Raw genomic sequence first — 23448 nt, 5'->3', positions numbered from 1 at the left:
TTTATAGAGAGGCCTTAGACCGATCCGATAGGGATGCTTTCGACAGTTTCGTAAAAATTTATTAAATGAACCCGATCAATCGCAATTTATCGCCGATTCTCCGTATCACATATCGTGATTTTTAAGACTTTTAGGCTATGCTGGCGCGCAGTAACCGAAGCGAACCCACCCGCGCCGCGACGCGCAGAAAGCGAAGAGCCGGATGAAGATCAACCTGCAAACGCGTGTCATTCTCTTAATATCCGCCCTAGCCCTGGTCCTCCAGGCCGGTTTCTCCACCTATGGCTACATTAATATAGCAAACCGAGAGCAAGCCGACCTATCGGAGTCCCTGGAGCGGATCACCGAAATGCAGGCGGACGCGCTAGCGCGTCCGCTGTGGGATCTATCAGATGGGCAAATTAAATCTATTCTGGCGTCAATCGCCAAAGACGATAATTTCGCCCAAGCCCGCGTTATCGGTACCAACGGTAAGCTTGTGTCGGAAACGGCCAAGCCGGGGATGACTGCCGGTATTACGGAGCGGCGCGATATCATTTATCAGGATGGCGGCAATAAGGAAAAACTGGGCGTGCTGGAGGTTGGGTTCAGCCTCGCCGCGGTGGAAGCGGCAAAGCGCGCGGCTGTGACCGAAGCTATCGTCAGCACACTGCTGATGGTTGGGCTGTTGGCGCTGGCCGTGTTTTTCTCCTTCGCCGCCATCGCCCGCCCGCTGCGTCAACTTACCGACGTGATGACGAAACTCGCCAGCGGCGACCGCACACAGCAGGTTCCCAATACCGGCCGCCCCGACGAAATCGGTGATATTGCCCGCGCGGTGCAGGTCTTTAAAGACAATGCCGTCGAAATGGACCGCATCTCCACCGAACGCCGCACGGAGCGTTTGGCCGCCGAAGCCCAGCGGAAGGAGAGCATGAATGCCATGGCGACCGACCTTGAAAATACGGTCGGCCAGATGGTGGAGGCGCTGACCCGGTCGGCGGCCGATATGCGCTCAACCGCCGATGTTCTCTCGAATACCTCGGAAGAAACCACCCGCCGCTCGTCCTTGGTCGCCGCCGCCAGCGAACAAGCGACCCAGACCGTTGGCACCGTCGCGACCGCCACGGAAGAACTCAGCAGCTCCTCGTTGGAAATCGCCCGGCAGGTCACCTATTCGGCCTCGATGACTGATCAAGCGCGCGTGCAGGCGGGCAAAGCGTCGGAAACCGTGGCGCAACTGATGGATGCTGCGGACAAGATCGGCGCCGTCATCGGCCTGATCTCCAACATTGCCGGTCAAACGAACCTGCTCGCGCTGAACGCGACCATCGAAGCCGCCCGCGCCGGGGAGGCCGGGAAAGGCTTCTCGGTCGTGGCGTCGGAAGTGAAGAACCTCGCCAGCCAGACCGCCAAGGCGACCGAGGATATTTCCGCCCAGATCAACGGCATTCAGGAAGCCACCCGCGCCGCCGTCGCCGATATCGATAGTATCGCGGGCCTGATCGCCAAGATCAGCGAAATCGCCTCGACCGTCGCGGCTGCCGCCGAAGAACAAAAGGCCGCGACCGAGGAAATCGCCCGCAATGTTCAGGAAGTGGCGCGCGGCGCGCAGGATGTGTCGCAGAATATCGCCAGCGTCTCCCAGTCCGCCGACCGCACCAGCGGCGCTGTTGGCACCGTGCTGACCGCCGCGACCGCCATCACCGGTAATGTCGATGGGTTGCGCAGCCGGGTGCTGGGTTTCATTCACGACATTCGCAACGCTTCCTGAGCCTCCTGATCCCCTGGGGCTGGCACGCGGGCCAGCACCAGGGCCTGGACCGACGCGGCGCCTGTCGCCAGCAGAACCTTGGCGCAGGCGTCCAGCGTCGCTCCTGTGGTTAAGACGTCGTCAATGACCGCGATATGCCGCCCGGTCAGTTCTGCGGCTTGGCCCGGCGTCACTCGGATGGCTTGGGCAAGATTCCGCCGCCGCTCGGCCCGGCTGCGGTGGCGCTGCATGCCCGTCGCCCGCACGCGCTGTAACGCCGTCAAGGCAAGGGGCACACCGCTTTCCTGCCCCACCGCTCGCGCCAGCAGCGCCGCCTGATTGAATTGGCGGGTGAGCAAACGCAGCGGATGCAGCGGCACCGGCACCAGCAGATCGACACTCTCCAGCACTTCGCCCCCCGCTCGCACCATCCAACGCCCGAATAAGCGGGCGCCCTCGGTACGGTCGGCGTGCTTGAAGCGCAGGATCAAGGGCTTACTAGCGTCATCATAGAGCAACGCCGCCCGCGCCCGGCGAAAACGCGGCGGTTGGCGCAGGCAGGCCGCGCAGGTGAGGCTTTCCAGCGGCAGCAGCGGCACCCCGCAACACTGGCATAGCGGCCGCGTGCCGAACGGCGGGGCCAGGAAGGTTAGTCGCGGCCAACAGTCGGCGCAGAGGCCGCCATCGGTCGCAACCGTCGCCCCGCACGCAGCACAGCGGCGCGGCAAGGCCCAATCGAGCGCCCAGGCCAGCGGACGGGATGCGCTGCGCAGGCCGCGAACAAAGGTAGAAGACGGGCTTGTCTTCACGGCGTTAACCCCTTACCTTCCGCTCATGTTAAAGCAAATCCCGAGCGGGCGACTTTGCCCGCGACGACGCATTTGCTGAAAACACGAAAGTTTCCAGCCCCCGGCTGCAGTTCGCCAAGGATCATCCCGTGACAGCCCCTGCCGTTCAAGCCCCGACCGCTCCGCCGAAGGAATCGCCGCTGCGCGCCCTCGCCCCGCACCTCTGGCCCCAGGGGGAGACGGAGTTAAAGGCCCGCGTTGTTATCGCCCTGATGTTGCTCGCCCTGTCGAAGGTCGCCGGGGTCTATGTGCCGATCCTGTTTAAGGAAGCGATTGACGCCCTCAGTGCCAAGGGCGTCGATGCCGTGGTGCTAGCCCCCGTTGGGCTGATCGTCGCCTACGGCCTGTTGCGGGTGCTGAGCCAGGCCTTCGGCGAATTGCGCGATGCGGTTTTCGCCAAAGTCGCACAACGGGCGATCCGCCGGGTCGGGCTAGAGACGTTCCGGCATCTGCACGCGCTATCGTTACGCTTCCATCTCGATCGGCAGACGGGCGGCCTTTCGCGCGCGATTGAGCGCGGCACCAAGGGTATCGAATTTCTGCTGCAATTCATGCTGTTCAACGTGCTGCCGACCCTGCTGGAAATCGTGCTGGTCTGCGGCATTCTGTGGAACCTCTATTCCATCGAATTTGCTGCGATCACCTTCGTCACCATCATCGGCTATATCGCCTTTACCATTCTGATGACGGAATGGCGCAGCAAATACCGGCGCGAAATGAACGACCGCGATTCGGAGGCCACCACGAAGGCCGTCGATAGCCTGTTGAACTATGAAACGGTCAAGTATTTCGGTAACGAAGCCCACGAGGCCCGGCGCTTCGATAGCGCGCTGCAAGCTTATGAAAGCGCCGCCGTGCGCAGCCAAACCAGCCTTTCGGCGCTTAATATCGGTCAAGGAACGATTATCGCCATCGGGCTGATCGCCGTCATGACCCTAACCGCCCAGGGCGTTGCCAAGGGCACGATGACGGTCGGCGATTTGGTGTTGGTCAATGGCTTCTTGATCCAGCTTTACCTACCGTTGAACTTCCTCGGCTTCGTCTATCGCCAGATCCGCCAATCGTTGATCGACATGGAGCAAATGTTCAGCCTGCTGAGGGTAGAGCGGGAAGTGGCTGATTCCCCCGACGCCCAGCCGCTCGCCCTCAATGGCGGCGAAGTGCGGTTCGAGGCGGTGGATTTCGGCTACGACCCGCGCCGCCCAATCCTGCACGGGGTCAATTTCACCATCCCAGCGGGCAAGACGCTGGCCGTTGTCGGGTCTTCCGGCGCGGGGAAATCCACCCTGTCGCGGCTGCTCTATCGTTTCTATGACGTAACGGGCGGCGCCATCCGCATCGACGGCCAGGATATTCGGCAGGTGAAGCAGGGCACCCTGCGTGCTGCCATCGGCATCGTGCCGCAGGATACCGTGCTGTTTAACGACACGATCTACTACAACATCCTCTACGGTCGCCCGGACGCCGCCCCGGCGGAGGTGGAGGAAGCGGCGCGCATGGCGCGGATCCACGACTTCATCCTCTCCTTGCCCGATGGCTACCAAAGCAAGGTCGGGGAGCGCGGCCTGAAGCTCTCCGGCGGCGAAAAGCAGCGCGTCGCCATCGCCCGCGTCATCCTGAAGCGCGCGCGCATTCTGATCTTCGACGAGGCAACCAGCGCCCTCGACACCAAAACCGAAAAGCAGATTCAGGAAAGCCTGGATCAAGTGTCGGTTGACCGCACCACTCTGATTATCGCCCACCGTCTTTCGACGGTTGTGGGCGCCGATGAAATTCTAGTGCTGGATAAGGGCCAGGTTGCGGAACGCGGCAGCCACGCCCAGCTTCTGGCGCTGGATGGGCGCTACGCCCGCATGTGGCGCCAGCAATTGGCGGACCATGCGGAGGACGCAGGCCCGGCCCCGGCGCTCAGCGAGTCGACAGTCTGAGGCCCTTGGGGTAGATTAGAGAAATTCTAATATTGGAGAAACACGATGTCCGTTCGCCCTAACCAAGACGTTGCCGCCGCCCTCGGCGTGCTGCTGGCCGACAGCTACATCCTGGCGCTGAAAACCCAGAACTATCATTGGAATGTCGTTGGGTCGGATTTCGTCCAGCTTCACACGCTGTTCGGCGACCAGTATGAGGCGCTGTCGGGCGCGATTGACGAGGTGGCCGAGCGTATCCGCGCCCTCGGTTTCCCGGCCCCGGCGTCCTTCGGCGAGTTTGCCGAACGCTCCAGCCTCAAAAGCACCGCCGGTGCCCCGGCTGCGCGCGACATGATTACCGCCCTGCGCGACGATAATCTCGCCGCCGCCAAATCGGCCTATGCCGTCATTAAGGCCGCCGAAGCCGTGGGCGACGATTCGAGCGCCGACCTTGCCACCGGCCGGGTAACCGAGCATGAGAAGGCCGCGTGGATGCTCTCGGCGCTGCTCGGCTAACCCCCGCGCCGCCCTTACCCATCACAAACCCGGTTCCGGTAACGGTGCCGGGTTTTGTTTTGGTCTCGTATTGAATGTGCAGACACTTACCGCAACCAGGCGCGAAATGCCTCAAAGGCCGGGATCGTTTCAGCACCGGGACGATAAATCAAGCACCACGCCGCCCCTTTCGGCACGCTCAGATCGAAGGGCGCTACCAGCCGCCCGGCGGCCAAATCCTCCGCCACGAAAGGCCGGCGCGCTAGGGCGATGCCAAGCCCATCAAGCGCTGCTTGCAGTGCGAAAGCATGGAAATCGAACCAAAGCGCGCCCGCCGTCCCCATTTTCGGGGCAAGGCCCGCCGCGCGCAGCCAGATCGGCCACTCGTCTTCGGCGTGGCGGACGTGCAGCAGGGTTTCGCCGGTCAAATCGGTCGGGCGCCGCAGCCGGGCAGCAACGCTGGGCGCCGCGACGGGGAACAGATCGGCGGTAAACAAAGGTTCCGCCATCAGCCCATCCGGGCGCAAGCCGGTGGCTTCCGTTAGACGGATCGCCGCCGTCAACCCATTGGCCAGCAGGGAACCGGTGCTGCTTTCCTCAACGGTCACGGAGGTCGATAGCCGCACTTCGAAGCGCGGGTGCCGCCGGTGAAACTCCGGCAGGCGCGGGATCAGCCAGCGCATCGCCACGGTCGGCCCGCAGGCCAGGGTAAGAATATGATCGGGCTGCGCCGCCAAACGTTCCGTTTCGAGAGCGATACGGTCAAAGGCTTCGGTCAGAACCGGCCCATAGGCGGCGCCGCGCTGGGTGAGCGAGAGGACATTGCCGCGACGCTCGAAAAGGGCGAGGCCTAGCCGCGCCTCCAGCCCCTTCACCAATTGGCTGACCGCCGCCTGACTAACCCCCAATTCCGCCGCCGCCGCCGTAAAACTGCCCGTGCGGGCGGCGGCTTCGAAGGCTTTTAGGGCATTGAGGGGCGGTAGACGGCGGCTCATGGGGCTAGAGGAGCGCAAGCGGCGTTAAGGTGCCAGATTTTTTTCCGTTCCCGTGAACCCTTTTGCCCCCCCGTCGCCTCTTCTCCTTAAGAAGCCGCCCCTCTTGCGGCTCGTCTCCAAGGAGTGACAAATGTTTTGGATTAAGAACATTCCCGGTTGGGAGCGCGGTTTACGGGTAGCAGCAGGCGCCGGATTAATTGTGGCAGGCGGTCTCGCCGGCCCGCTGGCCTGGAAGACTGGGCTGATTTTGGGTGGGGGGATTGCTATTCTCACCGCTATCGTCGGGTTCTGCCCGGCCTGCGCCCTGGTCGGTCGGCGGCTGGACCGACGCCTGAAAGGATAGTATGTCCCTACCCGCCCCACTCATCGCAGCCGCGCAGGCCGGGGATGCCGCCGCCCTTGCCGATCTGTTGACGCGCAGCCAGCCGGATATTCGCCGCTACGCCCAGCGCTACTGCGCCCGGAGTGCCGATATCGACGATGCCATGCAAGATGCGTTGATTGCCGTTACCCGCCGCCTCGGCCAGTTACGCCAGGTTGGCGCCTTTACTGGGTGGCTGGTGCAGATCGTTCGCCGCGCCTGCCTGCGCGCCCTCTCCCCTCTTTTTGGGTTCGAAACAATCGAGGAGAGGGACGAACTCTTTTATCATCACCCAACGCCGGAAGGGCTGCGATACGATCTTGCCCGCAGCCTTGCCGCGCTGCAGCCACTGGATCGGCAGATTCTCGTATTGCGCGACTTTGAGCAGTATCGGCTGACGGAAGTTGCCACCACCGTCCGCCTTTCATTACCCGCCGTCAAAAGCCGCCTGCACCGTGCCCGCGCCAAGGTGCGTGCCGACCTGCTAGGGCTGGACGCCCCCTCTGGCCCTGCCTAAACTCCCGTCCCATGGGAGCTTTCTTTCGTCACGAGTTGCGGCTGGCGCTGCGCCAAGCGTCGGACCTGATGCCGGTGCTGATTTTCTTTGTTCTCGCCGCCACCCTGTTCCCGCTCGGCGTCGGGCCGGAGCCGCAGTTGCTGGGGCGCATCGCCAGCGGCATCGTCTGGGTCACGGCCCTGCTCGCCGCTATGCTGTCGCTCGACCGGCTGTTCGAGGGCGATTATGCCGATGGCAGTTTGGAACAGCTCGCCCTGTCCCCGCAGCCGCTCGCCCTGCTCGCCGCCGCCAAGATCGCCGTGCATTGGCTGACCACTGGTCTGCCGCTGCTGCTGCTCTCCCCCTTGCTCGGTGTCATGTTGAACCTGGAGGCCGACGCCTATGGCGCGCTGCTGGCGGCGATGGCGCTCGGCACGCCCTGCCTCAGCCTGATCGGCGCGATCGGGGCCGCCGTTACCCTGGGCGCGCGGCGCGGCGGGGCACTGGTACCGCTACTTGTGCTGCCGCTGGTGCTACCGGTGCTGATCTTCGGGGTGAGCGCAGTGGAGGGGGCGGCAACCGGCCTTGGCGCTGGCCCAGCGCTGTTGATCCTGGGGGCCTTGCTGGCTGTTACTCTGCCGCTCGCGCCGATGGTCGTTGCGTTAGCGTTACGACTGGCAGTGGGCGACTGAAGTTTCGCTATCCGAATAAAATCTCGCAAAAGAAAACCCCCGCCGGATCGCTCCGGCGGGGGTTTCTGTTTCAAGCGTCGATTAGACGTCGAACAGCAGACGGCGCGGATCTTCGATCAGATCCTTTACCTTCACAAGGAAGGTCACCGCTTCACGACCGTCGATGATGCGATGGTCATAGGACAGCGCCAAATACATCATCGGGCGGATTTCGATCCGGTCGCCCGACTTATCGGAGATCACCATCGGGCGCTTCTGGATCTTGTGCATCCCGAGGATACCCGACTGCGGGGTATTGAGGATCGGGGTGGACAGGAGCGAGCCGTAAACGCCGCCGTTGGAGATGGTGAAGGTGCCGCCCTGCAGTTCGTCCAGCGACAGTTTACCGTCGCGGGCGCGCTTACCGAGTTCAGCGATCTTCTTTTCGATGTCGGCGAACCCTAGTTGATCGGCATCGCGCAGCACCGGCACGACCAGGCCCTGTTCGGTACCAACGGCCACGCCAATATCGTAGAAGTTCTTGTAGACGATTTCATCGCCGTCGATTTCGGCGTTCACCGCCGGCAGTTCCTTCAGCGCCGCCAAGCAGGCCTTCACGAAGATCGACATGAAGCCCAGCTTCACGCCGTGCTTCTTTTCGAAGGCTTCATTGTACTGCGTGCGGAAGGCCATTGCCGCCGTCATATCCACCTCGTTGAAGGTGGTCAGAATGGCGGCAGTGTTCTGCGCCTGCTTCAGCCGTTCGGCGATGCGCTTGCGCAGGCGGGTCATGCGGACGCGCTCTTCCCGCGGACCGGCAGCGACCGGGGCCGAGGCCGCAACGGGGGCAGGGGCCGCGCCACCGACCTTGGCGGCCAGTGCATCCAGCACATCGCCCTTGGTCACGCGGCCATCCTTGCCCGACCCGGTAATCGCCGAGGCTGCGAGGTTGTTTTCCGCGATCAGCTTCGCAGCCGAGGGCAGCGGCGCATGCGCCGCCGGGGCGGCAGCGGCCGGGGCCGACACCGGGGCAGGGGCAGGCGCCGCAGCGGCAGCCGCCGGAGCCGCGACCGGCTTCGCCGATCCATCGCCGCCGATGACGCCAAGCAGCGCCGCAACGCCAACGGTCACGCCTTCAGCGGCGACGATGTCGGTCAGCGTGCCCGCTGCCGGGGCGTTGACTTCCAGCGTCACCTTATCGGTTTCAAGCTCGACGACGGCTTCGTCGGCCTTCACCGCGTCGCCGACCTTCTTCAGCCACTTGGCAACCGTCGCTTCAGAGACCGATTCGCCCAGGGTGGGGACTTTGATTTCGATGGCCATTGTATCCTCGAGCTTTATTAGGCAACGGTCAGGGCAGCGTTCACCAGCCCCGCCTGTTCTTGATTGTGACGCTTCAGCAGACCCGTCGCCGGTGCCGCCGCCGCAACGCGGCCGACATAGACCGGGCGCTTGGTCTTATGGTTGATCGCCGTCAGCGTGCCTTCGATGCGACGGTCGACGAAGAACCAAGCCCCCTGGTTTTCCGGCTCTTCCTGACACCAAACCACATCGGCGTTCGGGTATTTCGCCAGTTCATCGGCCAGCTTGGTCTTCGGGAACGGATAGATCTGTTCCAGGCGAACGATGGCGACATCCTTCAGGCCGCGCTTTTCGCGCTCGGCGGCGAGATCGTAATAGACCTTACCCGTGCAGATCACGACGCGCTTTACGGCATCGCCCGCCACCAACTCGCCCTCATTCCCCAGCACGCGGTGGAAGGACGACCCGGGGGCGAAATCGGCCAAGCTCGACTGGCACGCCTTCAGGCGCAGCAGCGACTTCGGCGTCATGATGATCAGCGGCTTGCGGAAATCGCGGCGAATCTGGCGGCGCAGGGCGTGGAAGTAATTCGCCGGGGTCGTCAGATTGCAGATTTGCATATTGTCTTCGGCGCAAAGCTGCAGGAAGCGTTCCGGCCGGGCGGAGCTATGTTCCGGCCCTTGGCCTTCGTAACCGTGCGGCAGCAGCATGACGAGGCCCGACATGCGCAGCCACTTCGATTCCGCCGAGCAGATGAACTGGTCGATAATGACCTGCGCACCGTTGACGAAATCGCCGAACTGGCCTTCCCACAGGGTTAGCGCGTGCGGTTCGGCCAAGCTATAACCGTAATCGAACCCGAGTACCGAGGCTTCGGCCAGCGGGCTATCGATCACTTCGTAGCGCGACTGCTTGCCTTCGGGGCGCAGGTTATTCAGCGGCTCGAAGCGCGCTTCGGTATCCTGGTCGATCAGCACCGAATGCCGCTGGCTGAAGGTGCCGCGCCCAGCGTCCTGGCCCGACAGGCGCACGGGAACGCCTTCGACCAGCAGCGTGCCGAACGCCAAGGCTTCCGCCGTCGCCCAATCGATGCCTTCGCCGGTCTCAATCGCCTGGCGCTTGGCTTCGAGTTGGCGGACGATCTTGCGGTTAACGTTGAACCCATCGGGATATTTCGTCAGCCCAAGGCCGACTTCCTTCAGCACGTCCAACTCAACGCTGGTCGTGCCACGGCGGTCATCGTCCGGGGCGGTCTTCAGGCCCGTCCACTTGCCTTCCAGCCAATCGGCCTTGTTCGGCTTGTAGGATTTGGAGGCTTCGAATTCCTGTTCGAGGTATTCGAAGAACCGGTTCACTTCCGCTTCGGCTTCGGCCTTGCTCTGCACGCCTTCCGCCGCCAAACGATCTTCGTAGATCTGGCGGGTGGTCGGATGGGTGGCGATCTTGCGGTACATCAGCGGCTGGGTGAAAGCCGGTTCGTCCCCTTCATTATGGCCGTGACGGCGATAGCAGACGATATCGATCACCACGTCGCGCTTGAACATCATGCGGAATTCGATGGCGATGCGCGAGGCGTGGACAACGGCTTCGGGATCGTCGCCATTGACGTGGAAAATCGGCGCCTGCACGGCCTTGGCCAGATCGGACGGATAGGGCGTAAAGCGCGAGTAGGACGGGGCGGTCGTGAAGCCAATCTGGTTGTTCACGATGAAATGGATCGTGCCGCCGGTGCGGTAGCCGCGCAGTTCGGCCAGCGCCAGGGTTTCGGCAACAAGGCCTTGACCGGCAAAGGCCGCATCGCCGTGCAGCAGCATGGCCATGACCTTCGTGCGATCCGTATCGCCGCGCTGTTCCTGCTTGGCGCGCACCTTGCCGACAACGACCGGGTCTACCGCTTCGAGGTGCGACGGGTTCGCCGTCAGCGACAGATGGACCATCTTGCCGTCGAACTCGCGGTCGGCGGAGGTGCCCAAATGGTACTTAACGTCGCCTGACCCTTCCACATCGTCCGGGCTGGCCGAATTGCCCTGGAACTCGCTGAACAGCGCCTTGAAGGGCTTCAGCATCACATTGGTCAGCACGTTCAGGCGGCCACGGTGCGGCATGCCAAGAACGACTTCTTCGAGACCAAGCTGGCTGCCGCGCTTCAACACCTGCTCGATGGCCGGGATCAGGGTTTCGCCGCCTTCAAGCCCAAAGCGCTTGGTGCCGGTGTATTTCTTATCGAGGAACCGTTCCATCCCTTCGGCAGCGACGAGGCGTTCAAAGATCGCCTTTTTGCCGCGCTGGGTGAAATCGGTGGTGTTTTCGGTTTCGCCTTCAATGCGCTGCTGGATCCACAGACGCTGGTCCGGGTCCTGGATGTGCATATATTCGACGCCGATGGTGCGGCTATAAACCGCGCGGCAGCGGGCGACGATATCGCGCAGCGTCGCGGTTTCAAAGCCCAGCGCCCCGCCGACATAGATCGGACGATCGAGATCGGCGGCGGTAAACCCATGATATTCGATCGAAAGATCGCTGACCGGCTTCGGCGGCTCCAGACCCAGCGGGTCGAGCGTCGCTTCGAGATGGCCGCGAATGCGATAGGTGCGGATCAGCATCATCGCATGGATACTATCGCGCGCGGCGGCCTGTAACGTTTCGATGCTAATAGCGCCGTCGTTGGCGGGCTTGCCGCCTTTGGCCGGGGCCTTGGCACCCTTGGCCGACGCCGCCGCAGGATCTTCGGCCCCGATGATCTTGGTCCGCGCCCGCGACCAGCTGGCCCCCTTCAACTCGCCCAGCACTGCGCGCGCATCATCGTCCAACCCGGCGAAGAAGGCGGCCCAGCTTGGATCGACCGAGGCGGGGTCGGTCAAATACTGCGCGAAAATTTCTGCGATATAGGTGGCATTGCCACCGGAGAGGAAGGAGTTCTGAGCGAGGGCCTGTGCCATAAGCAATCGGCGGGGCATATGCCCCGCCGCCTTCGGATGAGAGGTTATCGGGCTTGCATCAGCGACAGCATAGCGCTGCCGAGGTGAGCGGGCGACTCTGCAACGGTAATACCTGCTGCCTTCATCGCGTCTACCTTGAAGTCCGCCGTATCGTTACCGCCGGAGATGACGGCACCGGCATGGCCCATGCGGCGGCCCGGCGGGGCGGTACGACCGGCAATGAAGCCGACGACCGGCTTCTTCGTGCCGCTGGCCTGCAGGAATTCGACGCCGCGCACTTCTGCATCGCCGCCGATTTCGCCGATCATGATGATCCCTTCGGTTTCAGGATCCTTCACGAACAACTCCAGCGTATCGACGAAGTTGGTGCCATTCACCGGATCGCCACCGATACCGACGCAGGTGGTCTGGCCGAGGCCCGTCGCCGTGGTCTGCGCCACCGCTTCATAGGTCAACGTGCCCGAACGCGACACGATGCCGATCTTGCCGCGCTTGTGAATGTGACCGGGCATGATGCCGATCTTGCATTCGCCCGGCGTGATAATGCCCGGGCAGTTCGGCCCGATCAGACGGGTCTTCGAGCCTTGCAGGGCGCGCTTCACGCGGATCATATCCTGCACCGGAATGCCTTCGGTGATGCAGACCGCAAGTTCGATTTCGGCGTCGATGGCTTCGAGGATCGCATCGGCGGCAAAGGGCGGCGGCACGTAGATGACGGAGGCATTGGCGCCCGTCTTCAGAACCGCATCGGCCACCGTATCGAAGACCGGCAGATCGAGGTGCTTGGTGCCGCCCTTACCGGGGGTCACGCCGCCGACCATCTTGGTGCCGTAGGCAATCGCCTGTTCCGAGTGGAAGGTACCCTGGGCGCCAGTGAACCCCTGGCAGATGACCTTCGTGTTTTTATCGACCAGAACAGCCATGATTACGCGGCCTCCTTCACGGCCTTCACCACCTTATCGGCAGCATCGGCAAGATTATCGGCAGAGAGGATCGGCAGGCCCGATTCGGCCAGGATCTTCTTACCCAGATCAACATTGGTGCCTTCGAGGCGCACCACCAGGGGCACGTTCAGGCTGATTTCGCGCGCGGCGGCAACAACGCCTTCCGCAATCACGTCGCAGCGCATGATCCCGCCGAAGATGTTCACGAGGATGCCTTCGACGTTCGGATCGCCCAAGATAATCTTGAACGCCTGGGTCACGCGGTCCTTGGTGGCGCCGCCGCCAACATCGAGGAAGTTCGCCGGCTCGCCGCCGTAGAGCTTAATGATGTCCATCGTGGCCATCGCCAGGCCCGCGCCATTGACCATGCAGCCGATATTGCCATCGAGCTTCACATAGGAAAGCTGATGCTTCGAGGCTTCGATTTCGGCGGGGTCTTCTTCGTCTTCGTCGCGCAGCGCTTCGATGTCCGAATGACGGAACAGCGCGTTATCGTCGAAGTTCATCTTGGCATCGAGCGCGATGACATCGCCCGCGCCAGTCACGACCAGCGGGTTGATTTCGACGATCGAGGCATCAAGCTCGACAAACGCCTTATACATGGCGGTCAGGAACTTCACGCAGGCGCCGACCTGCTTGCCTTCGAGACCGAGGGCGAAAGCGACGCGGCGACCGTGAAAGCCCTGCAGGCCCGTCGCCGGGTCAATCGCCAGCTTCAGGATCTTTTCCGGGGAGTGATGGGCGACTTCTTCGATCTCCATCCCGCCTTCGGTCGAGGCCATGACGGTGATGCGGCTGGTCGCGCGGTCCACCAGCATGCCGAGATAGAGTTCGCGCTTAATATCGGCGCCTTCTTCGATGTACAGGCGCTTCACTTCCTTACCCTGCGGACCGGTCTGCTTCGTGACCAGCACCTTGCCGAGCATGGCGGCAGCATTGTCGCGCACGTCATCGACGGACTTGACGACGCGGACGCCGCCCTTGCCGTTCGGATCGTCCTGGAAGCGACCGGCGCCGCGGCCCCCGGCGTGGATCTGCGACTTCACTACGTAAACCGGGCCGCCAAGTTCCTGGGCAACCTTGGCAGCTTCGTCCGGGGTATAGGCGACACCCCCGCGCGGAACCGCTACGCCAAACTTCGCCAAGAGTTGCTTGGCTTGATACTCATGAATATTCATCGGTCCTCCCGTTCGCTCTCTCCCCACCCCTTCGAGGCAGACAGCGGATCCTGATGCCCGGTACCCCGGGCGGGAGCCAAAAGCCGGTCTGTTCTTGTCAAAACGCCCCGGCTTCTGGACACGAAATTACAATAAACGCCTCCCCCACGAACGGCGCGCACCATACCACTGCCCCAGCAGCAAAGAAATGCAGCTTTATCAGGGCTGACGTGTGGCAATACGCGGATTCGTAGGGGAGTTACACTAAGGCTTAGGCCTTGGCGTCGATGTCCTTGCAGATTTGCACAAGAGTACGCACCGCATCGCAGCTCTTTTCAAAGCCTGCCTTTTCGGTCGCATCCAGTTCGATTTCGACGATGCGTTCCACACCGCCCGCGCCGATCACCACCGGCACGCCGACGTAAAGATCGTTCACGCCGTACTGGCCGGTCAGATAGGCGGCGACCGGCAGAACGCGCTTCTTGTCCTTCAGGTATGCGTCGGCCATCGCAATCGCCGAGGATGCCGGGGCGTAGAAAGCCGAGCCGGTCTTCAGCAGGTTAACGATTTCGGCGCCGCCGTCACGGGTTCGCTGGACGATCTGGTCCAGCTTTTCCTGGGTCGTCCAGCCCATCTTGACGAGGTCCGGCAGCGGGATACCGGCAACGGTCGAGTAACGGACCGACGGGACCATCGTATCGCCGTGACCGCCCAGCACGAAGGCGGTGATGTCTTCGACCGAGACATTGAATTCTTCGGCCAGGAAGTAGCGGAAGCGGGCGCTATCCAGCACGCCGGCCATGCCGACGACCTTTTCCGGCGGCAGGCCCGACTTCTGTTGCAGCACCCACACCATCGCATCGAGCGGGTTGGTGATGCAGATCACGAAAGCGTTCGGGGCGTAGGTCTTGATGCCTTCGCCGACCTTGGCCATCACGCCCGCGTTGGTGGCGATCAGATCGTCACGGCTCATGCCCGGCTTGCGGGGGATCCCGGCGGTGACGATGACCACATCGGCCCCGGCGATCGCGCTATAGTCGGAGGCGCCCGTCAGCTTGGCATCGAAGCCTTCGACCGGCGAGGCTTCAACGATGTCGAGGGCCTTGCCCTGCGGCACGCCGTCCATAATGTCGAACAGGACGATGTCGCCCAGTTCCTTCAGGCCAGCCAGCAGAGCCAGGGTGCCGCCGATATTGCCGGCACCGACCAGCGCAATCTTATTCCGTGCCATTGGGCTTTTCCTCGTTCACTCAGAAACAACAGGGGTCCGGCGCAGCCCGGCCCTCAGCCCCTTCTAGACGAGGAACCCTAGCCCCCCAGCGGAAGCCAAGATCGCCAGCCCCGGTGCGGCATGAAGCCCGGACGCGTCATCGTCCCGCTTGCTACAGCGAAACGCCGCCCAGGGCAAGTACAGCGACGCAGCGCACACCGGCCAACCCCTTAAAAAACCGCCATGCAGCGTGTGCACGGCAGCAAATGCGGCAACCCGCCGCAGCAGCCCTGCTTTTGTTTGACCGGGATGTGCTATGCTGGGAGTCTAACCCTATCGAATTCCCTGAATTTGCGGGAAAAATTCGATACGAATGCAACAAAACATCTCTGGCTGGGAACCGCCCGTCCGCCAGGGAATTCGGGAAGAAACGCGCGACGATGACGACGCCCACGCAAAAGAAAGTGACCGACGCCGAAGCCCTTGCCATGCACGCCAGCGGGCGTCCCGGCAAGATCGAAGTTACACCGACCAAGCCGCTGGTCACCCAGCGCGATCTGGCGCTCGCCTATTCGCCCGGCGTCGCCGCCCCCTGCCTTGAAATCGCTAAATCGCCCGATATGGCCTATGATTATACGGCGAAGGGCAATCTGGTCGCGGTGATTTCCAACGGCACCGCCGTTCTGGGCCTCGGTGATCTCGGGGCGCTGGCGTCGAAGCCGGTGATGGAAGGCAAGGCCGTTCTGTTCAAGCGTTTCGCCGATATCGACGGTATCGACATCGAGGTTGATACCCGCGATGTCGATGAATTCATCAATTCCGTGCGCTACCTCGGCCCGACCTTCGGCGGGATCAACCTTGAGGACATTAAAGCGCCGGAATGTTTCATCATCGAACAGCGCCTGCGCGAGTTGATGGATATTCCGGTTTTCCACGACGATCAGCACGGCACCGCCATTGTCGCCGCCGCCGGGCTGATCAATGCCCTGGACCTGACCGGTCGCTCGCTGAAAGACATTAAGATGGTGGTCAACGGCGCCGGGGCCGCCGCCATCGCCTGCGTCGAACTGGTCAAGCTGCTGGGCGTTCCGCACCAAAACGTTATCCTCTGCGATACCAAGGGCACGATTTACCAGGGCCGCACCGAAGGGATGAACCAATGGAAGTCGGCGCATGCGGTGCCGACCGACGCGCGCACCCTGGCCGACGCCATGAAGGGCGCCGATGTTTTCTTCGGCCTGTCGGCCAAGGGCGCGGTAACGGCCGATATGGTCGCCGATATGGCGGCAAAGCCGATCATCTTTGCGATGGCCAACCCCGATCCGGAAATCACCCCGGAGGAGGTGAAGGATGTGCGCGGCGATGCGATTGTGGCAACGGGCCGGTCGGACTATCCGAACCAAGTGAATAACGTCCTCGGCTTTCCCTATATCTTCCGGGGCGCTTTGGACGTACGGGCCACCGCCATCAATGATGCGATGAAGATCGCCGCCGTCCACGCCATCGCCGATCTGGCCCGCCAGCCGGTGCCGGAAGAATTGGCGGCCGTTTATGCCGGGCGCAAACTGCGTTACGGCAGCGAATATATTATTCCCGTGCCCTTCGATCCGCGCCTGATCGCCACCGTCCCGCCCGCCGTCGCCAAAGCGGCCATGGACAGCGGCGTCGCCCGGAAACCGATTGGCGACCTCGTTGAATATGCCCGCGCCCTCGCCAGTCGCCTCGATCCGACGGCGGCCAGCCTGCAAGGCATCTTTAACCGCGTGCGCCAGAACCCGCGCCGCGTCGTTTTCGCCGAAGGGGAAGAGGAACGGGTGATCCGAGCTGCCCTGGGCTTCCGCGCGGCGGGCTACGGCCAGCCGGTGCTGATCGGGCGCGAACATCGCATTCAAGAAACCATTCGCGCCGCCGGGCTGGTCGGGGCGGAAGATCTTGAAATCGTCAACGCCGCTGTCGCCCGCCATAACAAGAAGTACACAGACTATCTCTATCATCGGCTGCAACGTCAGGGCTTCCTGTACCGGGATTGTCAGCGGATGGTGAACCAGGATCGCAATGTGTTCGGGGCTTGCATGGTTGCGCTGGGTGATGCCGACGCGATGGTGACCGGCGTTACCCGGTCCTTCTCGACGACGCTGGAAGAAGTGCGCCACGCCATCGACATGCACGCCCAGGAACGGCTGTTCGGCCTAACGCTGATGCTGCTGCGCAACCAGACGCTGTTCATCGCCGATACCCATGTGAACCCGGTGCCGACGCCGGAAGAACTGGCCGATATCGCCATTCAGACCGCCGCCAAGGCGCGCAGCATGGGGCACGAGCCGCGCGTGGCATTGCTGTCCTATTCCAACTTCGGCAATCCGATGACGGCCAATGGCGACCGTATTCGCGAGGCGGTGAAGATCCTCGATCAGCGCAAGACCTACTTCGAATATGACGGCGAAATGTCGCCGGATGTGGCGTTGGATGCCGAGCTGATGAAGCTCTACCCCTTCTGCCGCCTGTCCGGTCCGGCCAATGTGCTGGTGATGCCGTCGCTGGCGGCGGCGAATATCTCCGCCAAGCTGATCCGTCAGCTCGGCGGCGGCACCGTCGTCGGCCCGATGCTGATGGGCCTCGATAAGCCCGTCCAGATCGTACCGATGAGTGCGACGGTCGGCGATATCGTGACGATGGCGGCGCTGGCCGCTGCAACCGTCGCCGCGTAACAGCGCTGGGGTGGCCGATATGACCGGACGTCCGCCGGACCCTGCGGCCCCCCCGCCAACCGATCCGCTCGCCGGGATGGGCGTGCGCGGGGAGGATATCGACCTAACCCCGGTCCCCTTGCCCGATCCGCCGCTGCCTTTCAGCCGCATCGCGCTGGCCGTGCTGATGCTGGGCCTTCCGCCGGTCGGGCTGATCGGGGCCGCGCTGGTGCTGGGGTGGATCCCAAGCCCGTGGATCGCGGCCCTCGCGGCGGCGGCCCTGCTGTTCTATTATGTATTGATGGCACGGCGGCACGCGCGGGCGATTTATGATCTGCGCAATTTTGCCGACGAATTGATCGGCGGTGACCGCCCCCTCCCCGCCTCCGCCCGATTAGGCAGCCCGGCGCTGCGCGACCTTGGCTATGCGATTGCCCGGCTTTACCGCGCCAAACGCGACCGCAATGACGAAATGATGCGACTGGTTCAAGCGCGCGATGGGGTGCTGGACGCCGTCCCCGATCCTGTCTTCGCGCTGGATCGCGGCGGACGGGTTTTAGGCGCCAATCGCGGGGCGGTTGAAAGTTTTGGGTCGGTCATCGGGCGCGACGCAACGCTGCTGTTCCGCCAACCCGCGTTACAAACCGCCTTGCGCAGTGTGCTGAGCGGCGGCGAAAGCCGGGCGACGGCCACCCTCAGCCTCGCCCCGCCGGTGGAACGGGAATTCACCGTCGCGGTGCAGCGCCTGCAATCGGTGGCGCCGGACGGTACCTGCGCCGTCCTGACCCTGCACGATGTGACCGCCCTGCGCCGCGCCGAACAGACCCGCGTCGATTTTGTGGCCAATGCCAGCCATGAAATCCGCACGCCGCTGACCACGCTGCTCGGCTTCATCGAAACCCTGCAAGGCCCGGCGAAGGACGATCCCGAAGCGCAGGCGATGTTCCTCGATATTATGCAGGGCGAGGCGCAGCGCATGGCCCGGCTGGTCGAAGATCTTCTATCGTTAAGCCGCATTGAACAGCACGAGCATGAGCATCCGACCACCGCCCTAGCCCTCGGCCCGCTGCTCGAGCGGGTGATCGCCGGGCTACAACCCCAGGCCGATCAGCGCCGCGCGCGGATTCTGCTGACCGTGGACGGGGATGATCGGGTTATCGGCACCGCCGATGAATTGGTCCAGCTTGCCCAAAACCTAATCGTTAATGCGCTGAAGTATGGCCGCGAGGGCGGGACGGTCACGGTCACCGTGCGCCATAAACCGACGCCCCCCGCCGCCATGCCGCCGCCCCTCTATGGCGCCGTCGCCCTGGCGGTGCAGGATGACGGCGAGGGTATCCCGCGCGAACATCTCCCGCGTCTCACCGAACGTTTTTATCGGATCGACCCGGCCCGCTCGAAGTCGCAAGGCGGGACTGGCCTCGGGCTTGCCATCGTCAAACATATCGTCAACCGTCATCGGGGGGCGCTACGCATCGAAAGCGACCCCGGCAAGGGCACCTGCTTTACCGCTTTTTTGCCCGCCGCCGAGCGCGGGTAAAGCCCAGTCCTCTTGGCGCAATTGATCTGCTTACGTCGCATAGCTTTGATCGCAAACAGCGGTGTATCGCGGGCAAGACCAGGAACACCATTGGGGTGGAGACCTGGATTTGCGGTATTTGAAAACCGCAATCCCTATCAAAACCCTACCTGTTAATTATGCCAGGGCGCACTGTCACATATCCGCAATGTTTTCGTCATAAAAGAGAGGCCTGACGCCGCTAGGGTCCGCATCAGTCTTTGAGGTCGAGGAACTCTCCGCCGACCCAAGGCGACGCTATTGACCCGGGGTGGACCTGCGCCCTGGCGACGCATGCAGAAAGGCTTGAAGGCATGATGAAGAAGACCCTTGCGGTGGCCGCTGTTGCCGCTGCGATGATTCCGGCGGCCGCGTTCGGCCAGGCGCGGGATCAGATCCGCATCGTCGGTTCCTCGACGGTGTTCCCGTTCTCGACCGCCGTGGCCGAAACCTTCGGCCGTCAGGGCAAGTTCAAGACCCCGGTCGTCGAATCGACCGGTACGGGCGGCGGTATGCGCCTGTTCTGCGCAGGCGTCGGCACCGGTCACCCGGACATGACCAATGCCTCGCGTCCGATGACCAAGTCGGAATTCGAAACCTGCGCCAAAAACGGCGTGACCGATATTACCGAAGTGAAGATCGGGTTCGACGGTATCGTCGTTGCCGATAAGCTCGGTTCGGCCAAGATGAACCTGTCGCGCAAGGACATCTATCTGGCGCTGGCCGAAAAGGTTCCGATGAACGGCGGCCTCGCTGAAAATCCGTACAAGACTTGGGCGCAGCTCAATCCGAACCTGCCGAACACCAAGATCGAAGTGATCGGCCCGCCCCCGACCTCGGGCACCCGCGATGCGTTCGTCGAACTCGTCATGGATTTCGGCTGCAAAGATTTCCCGGAAATCAAAGCAATCACCGATGCGAAGGTGAAGGCCCAGGCCTGCTCGAAGCTCCGTGAAGACGGCGCTTATATCGAAGCCGGTGAAAACGACAATCTGATCATCCAGAAGCTGAACACCTCGCCGGACGCCCTGGGCATCTTCGGCTACAGCTTCCTCGATCAGAATAAGGACAAGGTGCAGGGCAGCCAGATCGAAGGCTTCGACTCGACCTTCGACAATATCTCGGCTGGCAAGTACCCGATCTCGCGTTCGATCTTCTTCTACGTGAAGAATGCGCACGTCGGCGTTATTCCGGGCATCAAAGAATTCGTCACCGAATTCGTCTCGGAAAAGGCTTACGGCAAGGAAGGCTATCTGGTCGATAAGGGTCTGATCCCGCTGCCGGATGCCGAACGCGCCAAGGTGCGCGAAGCTTCGGTCGGTCTGACCAAGCTCGCGATGTAATAGGGTAAGGGGTCCGGTAACGGGCCCCTTCTCTTGTTCGCCTAGGGCACGCTTGCCCGTCAGAACAAGACCGCCGATCCGGTTTTCCGTTATTTCGAATACATGAGGGGTCCAATGTCCCCGTCTTTGGTTTTTTTAGCGATTGCCGCGCTTGCGGTTTTCGGTTTCTTCCTTGGTCGTCGCCGAGTGCTTGCGCTGGAAGGCACGCGCGTACGGGCGAGCATGCATTCTTTGCCCAGCTATTATGGCTATTACATGGCGCTCTGGTGCCTGGCGCCAGCGGCGCTGGTCATGGCGCTGTGGAGCGTGCTGGAGCCGACCGTCGTTCAGCATCTGGTCCTGGGCAATATGCCCGCGTCCTATCAGGCGATGAGTTCGAACCAGTTGACGCTGGTGATGGCCGATATCCGTAACTTTGCCTATGGCAATGCCGGAACCCGCACCCCCGATCCCGCGATTGCCGACGCCGTACGCCATTATCATGCGCTGCACGAAACCAGCGCGATCATCATCAGCCTGATCGGCGCGGTTCTGGGGATCGCCGGGTTTGCCTTCGGCTTCTGGCGCATCAACCCGCAAATGCGCGCGCGCAACCGGGTCGAACGCTTTGCGATGGCGATCATGATCATCGCCTCGACCATCGCCGTGCTGACCACCGTCGGCATTGTGCTGTCGCTGGTGTTCGAATCGCTGCGCTTCTTCACCAAATACCCGGCCTTCGAATTCCTGTTCGGTCTGCAATGGAGCCCGCAGACGGCGATCCGCGCCGATCAGGTCGGCTCCTCCGGCGCCTTCGGCTTTCTGCCGCTGTTCACCGGGTCGCTGCTGATCACCGTGATCGCCATGCTGGTCGCTGTGCCGGTCGGCCTGCTGTCGGCGATCTATATGGCCGATTACGCCAGCCCGCGCCTTCGCTCGGTCGCTAAGCCGGTGCTAGAAGTCTTGGCCGGGATCCCCACCGTGGTTTACGGCTTCTTCGCCGCGCTGACCGTCGCCCCCTTCGTGCGCGATATCGGGTCGGCCGTCGGGCTGAATGTTGCGTCCGAAAGCGCGCTGGCTGCGGGCGTCGTGATGGGCATCATGATCGTGCCCTTCGTCTCCTCGCTGGCCGACGATGTGATCCACGCGGTGCCGCAAAGCCTGCGCCACGGCGCTTATGGCCTTGGGTCCACCAAGTCGGAAACCATCCGTCAGGTCGTGCTGCCCGCCGCCCTGCCCGGCATCGTCGCCGCCGTCATGCTGGCGATCAGCCGCGCCATCGGCGAAACCATGATCGTGGCGATGGCCGCCGGTTTGGCCGCCAACCTAACCTTCAACCCGCTGGCCGCCGTGACCACGGTGACGGTGCAGATCGCGACCCTGCTGGTCGGCGATCAGGAGTTCGACAGCCCCAAAACCCTGTCGGCCTTCGCCCTTGGGCTGGTGCTTTTCGTCATCACCCTGTGCCTGAACGTCATCGCTCTGGCCGTTGTCCGCAAATATCGGGAAAAATATGACTGATATCGTCGAACGCCCCGCCCTCGGTGTTCACGCCACCGACGAGGCTACCAAGCGCTTGAAGCGGCGATATGCGGCTGAAAAGCGGTTCCGCGGTTACGGGCTGGCCGCCATCCTAGTCTCGATGCTTGCGCTGGCCGTGCTGCTTTGGAGCATCGTCAGCCAAGGGTATACCGCCTTCACGGCGACCACCCTGACGCTGACGGTCACCATCGATCCGGCAATGGCCGATCCTGGCGGCAAGCGCAACCCGGACGACATGCGAACCGGCGACTTCCAGGGCATCGCCCGCGCCGGGCTGCGCAGCCTGTTCCCGGATGTAACCGACCGTAGCCAGACCCGCGCGCTCTACACCCTGCTCTCCAACGGCGCCGGCGATGACATTCGCGATAAGGTTCTGGCGAACCCGGCACTCATCGGTCAGCAAGTGACGATTAAAGTGCCGGTCGCGTCGGACTACGACATGTACGCCAAGGGCCATTTCGGTAAAACGCCGAAGGGCGGCGAGGCCCGCCTGTCGCCGCAGCAGATCGCCTGGTTCGAAACGCTGCGCGCCGACGGCAAGGTGCACCGCAGCCTGAACATTTGGTTCCTCTCCAGCGGCGATAGCCGTCAGCCGGAACTGGCGGGGGTTGGCGGCGCCATCATTGGCTCCTTCCTGACCTTGGCGGTAACGCTGATTATCGCCTTCCCGCTCGGGGTAATGGCGGCGATCTATCTTGAAGAGTTCGCCCCGAAGAACCGCTGGACGGATATCATCGAGGTGAACATCAACAACCTCGCCGCGGTTCCTTCCATCGTCTTCGGTCTGCTCGGCCTCGCGGTCTTCCTCAATGTCTTCGGCCTGCCCCGCTCTGCCCCGGTTGTCGGTGGCGTCGTGCTGGCGCTGATGAGCTTGCCGATCATCATCATCGCCTCCCGCGCCTCCTTGCGTGCCGTGCCGCCGTCGATCCGGCAAGCGGCCCTCGGGCTTGGGGCCAGCCGGGTGCAGGTGGTCACGCATCACGTGCTGCCGCTGGCAATGCCGGGCATCCTGACCGGGACGATCCTGTCGATGGCCCATGCGCTGGGCGAAACCGCCCCACTGCTGATGATCGGCATGGTCGCCTTTATCGTCGATATTCCCCAGGGCTTCACCCAGGCCGCAACGGTGCTGCCGGTGCAGATCTACCTGTGGGCCGATAGCCCGGAACGGGGCTTCGTTGAAAAGACCTCCGCCGCGATCATGGTTCTACTGGCCTTCCTGCTGGTCATGAACGCGATTGCGATTTTCCTCCGCAAGAAATTCGAACGGAAGTGGTAATCC

Annotated in this window: 18 protein-coding genes; 11 read left to right on the top strand and 7 right to left on the bottom strand. The window is 62.7% G+C overall.

What is annotated here, in order from left to right:
• The first annotated feature begins 202 nt into the window (after nt 1-202).
• Entirely contained in the window at nt 203-1753 is a 1551-nt protein-coding gene (locus tag CHR90_RS16045; RefSeq protein WP_094410115.1) for a methyl-accepting chemotaxis protein, read from the top strand.
• Here the strand turns inward: CHR90_RS16045 and CHR90_RS16040 are convergent.
• Nucleotides 1729-2541, bottom strand: a complete 813-nt coding sequence (locus CHR90_RS16040) for a ComF family protein (protein WP_229671562.1) — start codon at nt 2539-2541, stop codon at nt 1729-1731. The two genes, CHR90_RS16045 and CHR90_RS16040, sit on opposite strands and share 25 nt — an antisense overlap.
• Before the next feature lie 128 nt (nt 2542-2669).
• On the opposite strand from CHR90_RS16040, the gene CHR90_RS16035 reads away from it, so the two are divergent.
• Nucleotides 2670-4508, top strand: coding sequence for an ABCB family ABC transporter ATP-binding protein/permease (locus tag CHR90_RS16035; protein ID WP_276526806.1), 1839 nt, complete (start codon nt 2670-2672; stop codon nt 4506-4508).
• Between the two features lie 45 nt (nt 4509-4553).
• The gene (locus tag CHR90_RS16030; RefSeq protein ID WP_094410114.1) at nt 4554-5003 is read left to right on the top strand and encodes a Dps family protein; all 450 of its coding nucleotides are present in this window, start codon (nt 4554-4556) and stop codon (nt 5001-5003) included.
• A gap of 86 nt (nt 5004-5089) precedes the next feature.
• Here the strand turns inward: CHR90_RS16030 and CHR90_RS16025 are convergent, their stop codons facing one another.
• Complete coding sequence (locus CHR90_RS16025; protein ID WP_094410113.1) at nt 5090-5977, bottom strand: LysR substrate-binding domain-containing protein; 888 nt, start codon at nt 5975-5977, stop codon at nt 5090-5092.
• A 130-nt stretch (nt 5978-6107) separates the two neighbouring features.
• Here CHR90_RS16025 and CHR90_RS16020 point away from each other — a divergent pair, with 130 nt between their 5' ends.
• Genes CHR90_RS16020 through ccmB form a run of 3 tightly spaced genes read left to right on the top strand, consistent with a single transcriptional unit; the run spans nt 6108 to nt 7526 of the window.
• Nucleotides 6108-6320, top strand: a complete 213-nt coding sequence (locus CHR90_RS16020) for a YgaP family membrane protein (protein WP_094410112.1) — start codon at nt 6108-6110, stop codon at nt 6318-6320.
• A 1-nt stretch (nt 6321) separates the two neighbouring features.
• Nucleotides 6322-6855 (top strand): RNA polymerase sigma factor, encoded by a 534-nt coding sequence (locus tag CHR90_RS16015; protein ID WP_094410111.1) that lies wholly within the window; start codon nt 6322-6324, stop codon nt 6853-6855.
• A gap of 11 nt (nt 6856-6866) precedes the next feature.
• Entirely contained in the window at nt 6867-7526 is a 660-nt protein-coding gene (gene ccmB, locus CHR90_RS16010) for a heme exporter protein CcmB (RefSeq protein WP_094410110.1), read from the top strand.
• An 81-nt stretch (nt 7527-7607) separates the two neighbouring features.
• Here ccmB and odhB read toward each other — a convergent pair whose 3' ends face one another.
• The 5 genes from odhB to mdh all read right to left on the bottom strand — a co-directional run bounded on the left by odhB (nt 7608) and on the right by mdh (nt 15078).
• Complete coding sequence (gene odhB, locus CHR90_RS16005; RefSeq protein ID WP_094410109.1) at nt 7608-8828, bottom strand: 2-oxoglutarate dehydrogenase complex dihydrolipoyllysine-residue succinyltransferase; 1221 nt, start codon at nt 8826-8828, stop codon at nt 7608-7610.
• Nucleotides 8829-8845: 17 nt separating this feature from the next.
• Nucleotides 8846-11746, bottom strand: a complete 2901-nt coding sequence (locus tag CHR90_RS16000; RefSeq protein ID WP_094410108.1) for a 2-oxoglutarate dehydrogenase E1 component — start codon at nt 11744-11746, stop codon at nt 8846-8848.
• Between the two features lie 44 nt (nt 11747-11790).
• Nucleotides 11791-12669 (bottom strand): succinate--CoA ligase subunit alpha, encoded by an 879-nt coding sequence (gene sucD / locus CHR90_RS15995; RefSeq protein WP_094410107.1) that lies wholly within the window; start codon nt 12667-12669, stop codon nt 11791-11793.
• A 2-nt stretch (nt 12670-12671) separates the two neighbouring features.
• Entirely contained in the window at nt 12672-13868 is a 1197-nt protein-coding gene (gene sucC, locus CHR90_RS15990) for an ADP-forming succinate--CoA ligase subunit beta (protein ID WP_094410106.1), read from the bottom strand.
• 250 nt (nt 13869-14118) lie between these two features.
• Nucleotides 14119-15078, bottom strand: coding sequence for a malate dehydrogenase (mdh, locus tag CHR90_RS15985; RefSeq protein WP_094410105.1), 960 nt, complete (start codon nt 15076-15078; stop codon nt 14119-14121).
• A 419-nt stretch (nt 15079-15497) separates the two neighbouring features.
• On the opposite strand from mdh, the gene CHR90_RS15980 reads away from it, so the two are divergent.
• The 5 genes from CHR90_RS15980 to pstA all read left to right on the top strand — a co-directional run bounded on the left by CHR90_RS15980 (nt 15498) and on the right by pstA (nt 23445).
• A complete protein-coding gene (locus CHR90_RS15980) occupies nt 15498-17765 on the top strand; it encodes an NADP-dependent malic enzyme (protein ID WP_094410104.1) in 2268 nt (755 codons plus the stop codon).
• Nucleotides 17766-17784: 19 nt separating this feature from the next.
• Nucleotides 17785-19284, top strand: a complete 1500-nt coding sequence (locus tag CHR90_RS15975; protein ID WP_229671560.1) for an ATP-binding protein — start codon at nt 17785-17787, stop codon at nt 19282-19284.
• Nucleotides 19285-19616: 332 nt separating this feature from the next.
• Nucleotides 19617-20645 carry a substrate-binding domain-containing protein gene (locus CHR90_RS15970; RefSeq protein WP_212668709.1) on the top strand — a complete coding sequence of 343 codons (1029 nt, stop codon included), beginning with the start codon at nt 19617-19619 and terminating at the stop codon, nt 20643-20645.
• Between the two features lie 114 nt (nt 20646-20759).
• Nucleotides 20760-22145 carry a phosphate ABC transporter permease subunit PstC gene (gene pstC, locus CHR90_RS15965; RefSeq protein WP_094410103.1) on the top strand — a complete coding sequence of 462 codons (1386 nt, stop codon included), beginning with the start codon at nt 20760-20762 and terminating at the stop codon, nt 22143-22145.
• Nucleotides 22138-23445, top strand: coding sequence for a phosphate ABC transporter permease PstA (gene pstA / locus CHR90_RS15960; protein WP_094410102.1), 1308 nt, complete (start codon nt 22138-22140; stop codon nt 23443-23445). The genes pstC and pstA overlap by 8 nt, the downstream gene beginning before the upstream one ends.
• Nucleotides 23446-23448: the final 3 nt, after the last annotated feature.

The sequence above is a fragment of the Elstera cyanobacteriorum genome (genome assembly GCF_002251735.1).
GTDB classification, from domain to species: Bacteria; Pseudomonadota; Alphaproteobacteria; order Elsterales; family Elsteraceae; genus Elstera; species Elstera cyanobacteriorum.
The sequence above is the reverse complement of the archived record's forward strand: the minus strand, read 5'-3'. Positions and strand labels throughout refer to the sequence as shown.

Excerpts from the sequence above, each read along its gene's own strand:
- CHR90_RS16045 (WP_094410115.1), top strand. The coding sequence starts at position 203 with ATGAAGATCAACCTGCAAACGCGTGTCATTCTCTTAATATCCGCCCTA.
- CHR90_RS16030 (WP_094410114.1), top strand. The coding sequence starts at position 4,554 with ATGTCCGTTCGCCCTAACCAAGACGTTGCCGCCGCCCTCGGCGTGCTG.
- CHR90_RS16025 (WP_094410113.1), bottom strand. The coding sequence starts at position 5,977 with ATGAGCCGCCGTCTACCGCCCCTCAATGCCCTAAAAGCCTTCGAAGCC.
- CHR90_RS16020 (WP_094410112.1), top strand. The coding sequence starts at position 6,108 with ATGTTTTGGATTAAGAACATTCCCGGTTGGGAGCGCGGTTTACGGGTA.
- CHR90_RS16015 (WP_094410111.1), top strand. The coding sequence starts at position 6,322 with ATGTCCCTACCCGCCCCACTCATCGCAGCCGCGCAGGCCGGGGATGCC.
- ccmB (WP_094410110.1), top strand. The coding sequence starts at position 6,867 with ATGGGAGCTTTCTTTCGTCACGAGTTGCGGCTGGCGCTGCGCCAAGCG.
- odhB (WP_094410109.1), bottom strand. The coding sequence starts at position 8,828 with ATGGCCATCGAAATCAAAGTCCCCACCCTGGGCGAATCGGTCTCTGAA.
- CHR90_RS16000 (WP_094410108.1), bottom strand. The coding sequence starts at position 11,746 with ATGGCACAGGCCCTCGCTCAGAACTCCTTCCTCTCCGGTGGCAATGCC.
- sucD (WP_094410107.1), bottom strand. The coding sequence starts at position 12,669 with ATGGCTGTTCTGGTCGATAAAAACACGAAGGTCATCTGCCAGGGGTTC.
- sucC (WP_094410106.1), bottom strand. The coding sequence starts at position 13,868 with ATGAATATTCATGAGTATCAAGCCAAGCAACTCTTGGCGAAGTTTGGC.
- mdh (WP_094410105.1), bottom strand. The coding sequence starts at position 15,078 with ATGGCACGGAATAAGATTGCGCTGGTCGGTGCCGGCAATATCGGCGGC.
- CHR90_RS15980 (WP_094410104.1), top strand. The coding sequence starts at position 15,498 with ATGACGACGCCCACGCAAAAGAAAGTGACCGACGCCGAAGCCCTTGCC.
- CHR90_RS15975 (WP_229671560.1), top strand. The coding sequence starts at position 17,785 with ATGACCGGACGTCCGCCGGACCCTGCGGCCCCCCCGCCAACCGATCCG.
- CHR90_RS15970 (WP_212668709.1), top strand. The coding sequence starts at position 19,617 with ATGATGAAGAAGACCCTTGCGGTGGCCGCTGTTGCCGCTGCGATGATT.
- pstC (WP_094410103.1), top strand. The coding sequence starts at position 20,760 with ATGTCCCCGTCTTTGGTTTTTTTAGCGATTGCCGCGCTTGCGGTTTTC.
- pstA (WP_094410102.1), top strand. The coding sequence starts at position 22,138 with ATGACTGATATCGTCGAACGCCCCGCCCTCGGTGTTCACGCCACCGAC.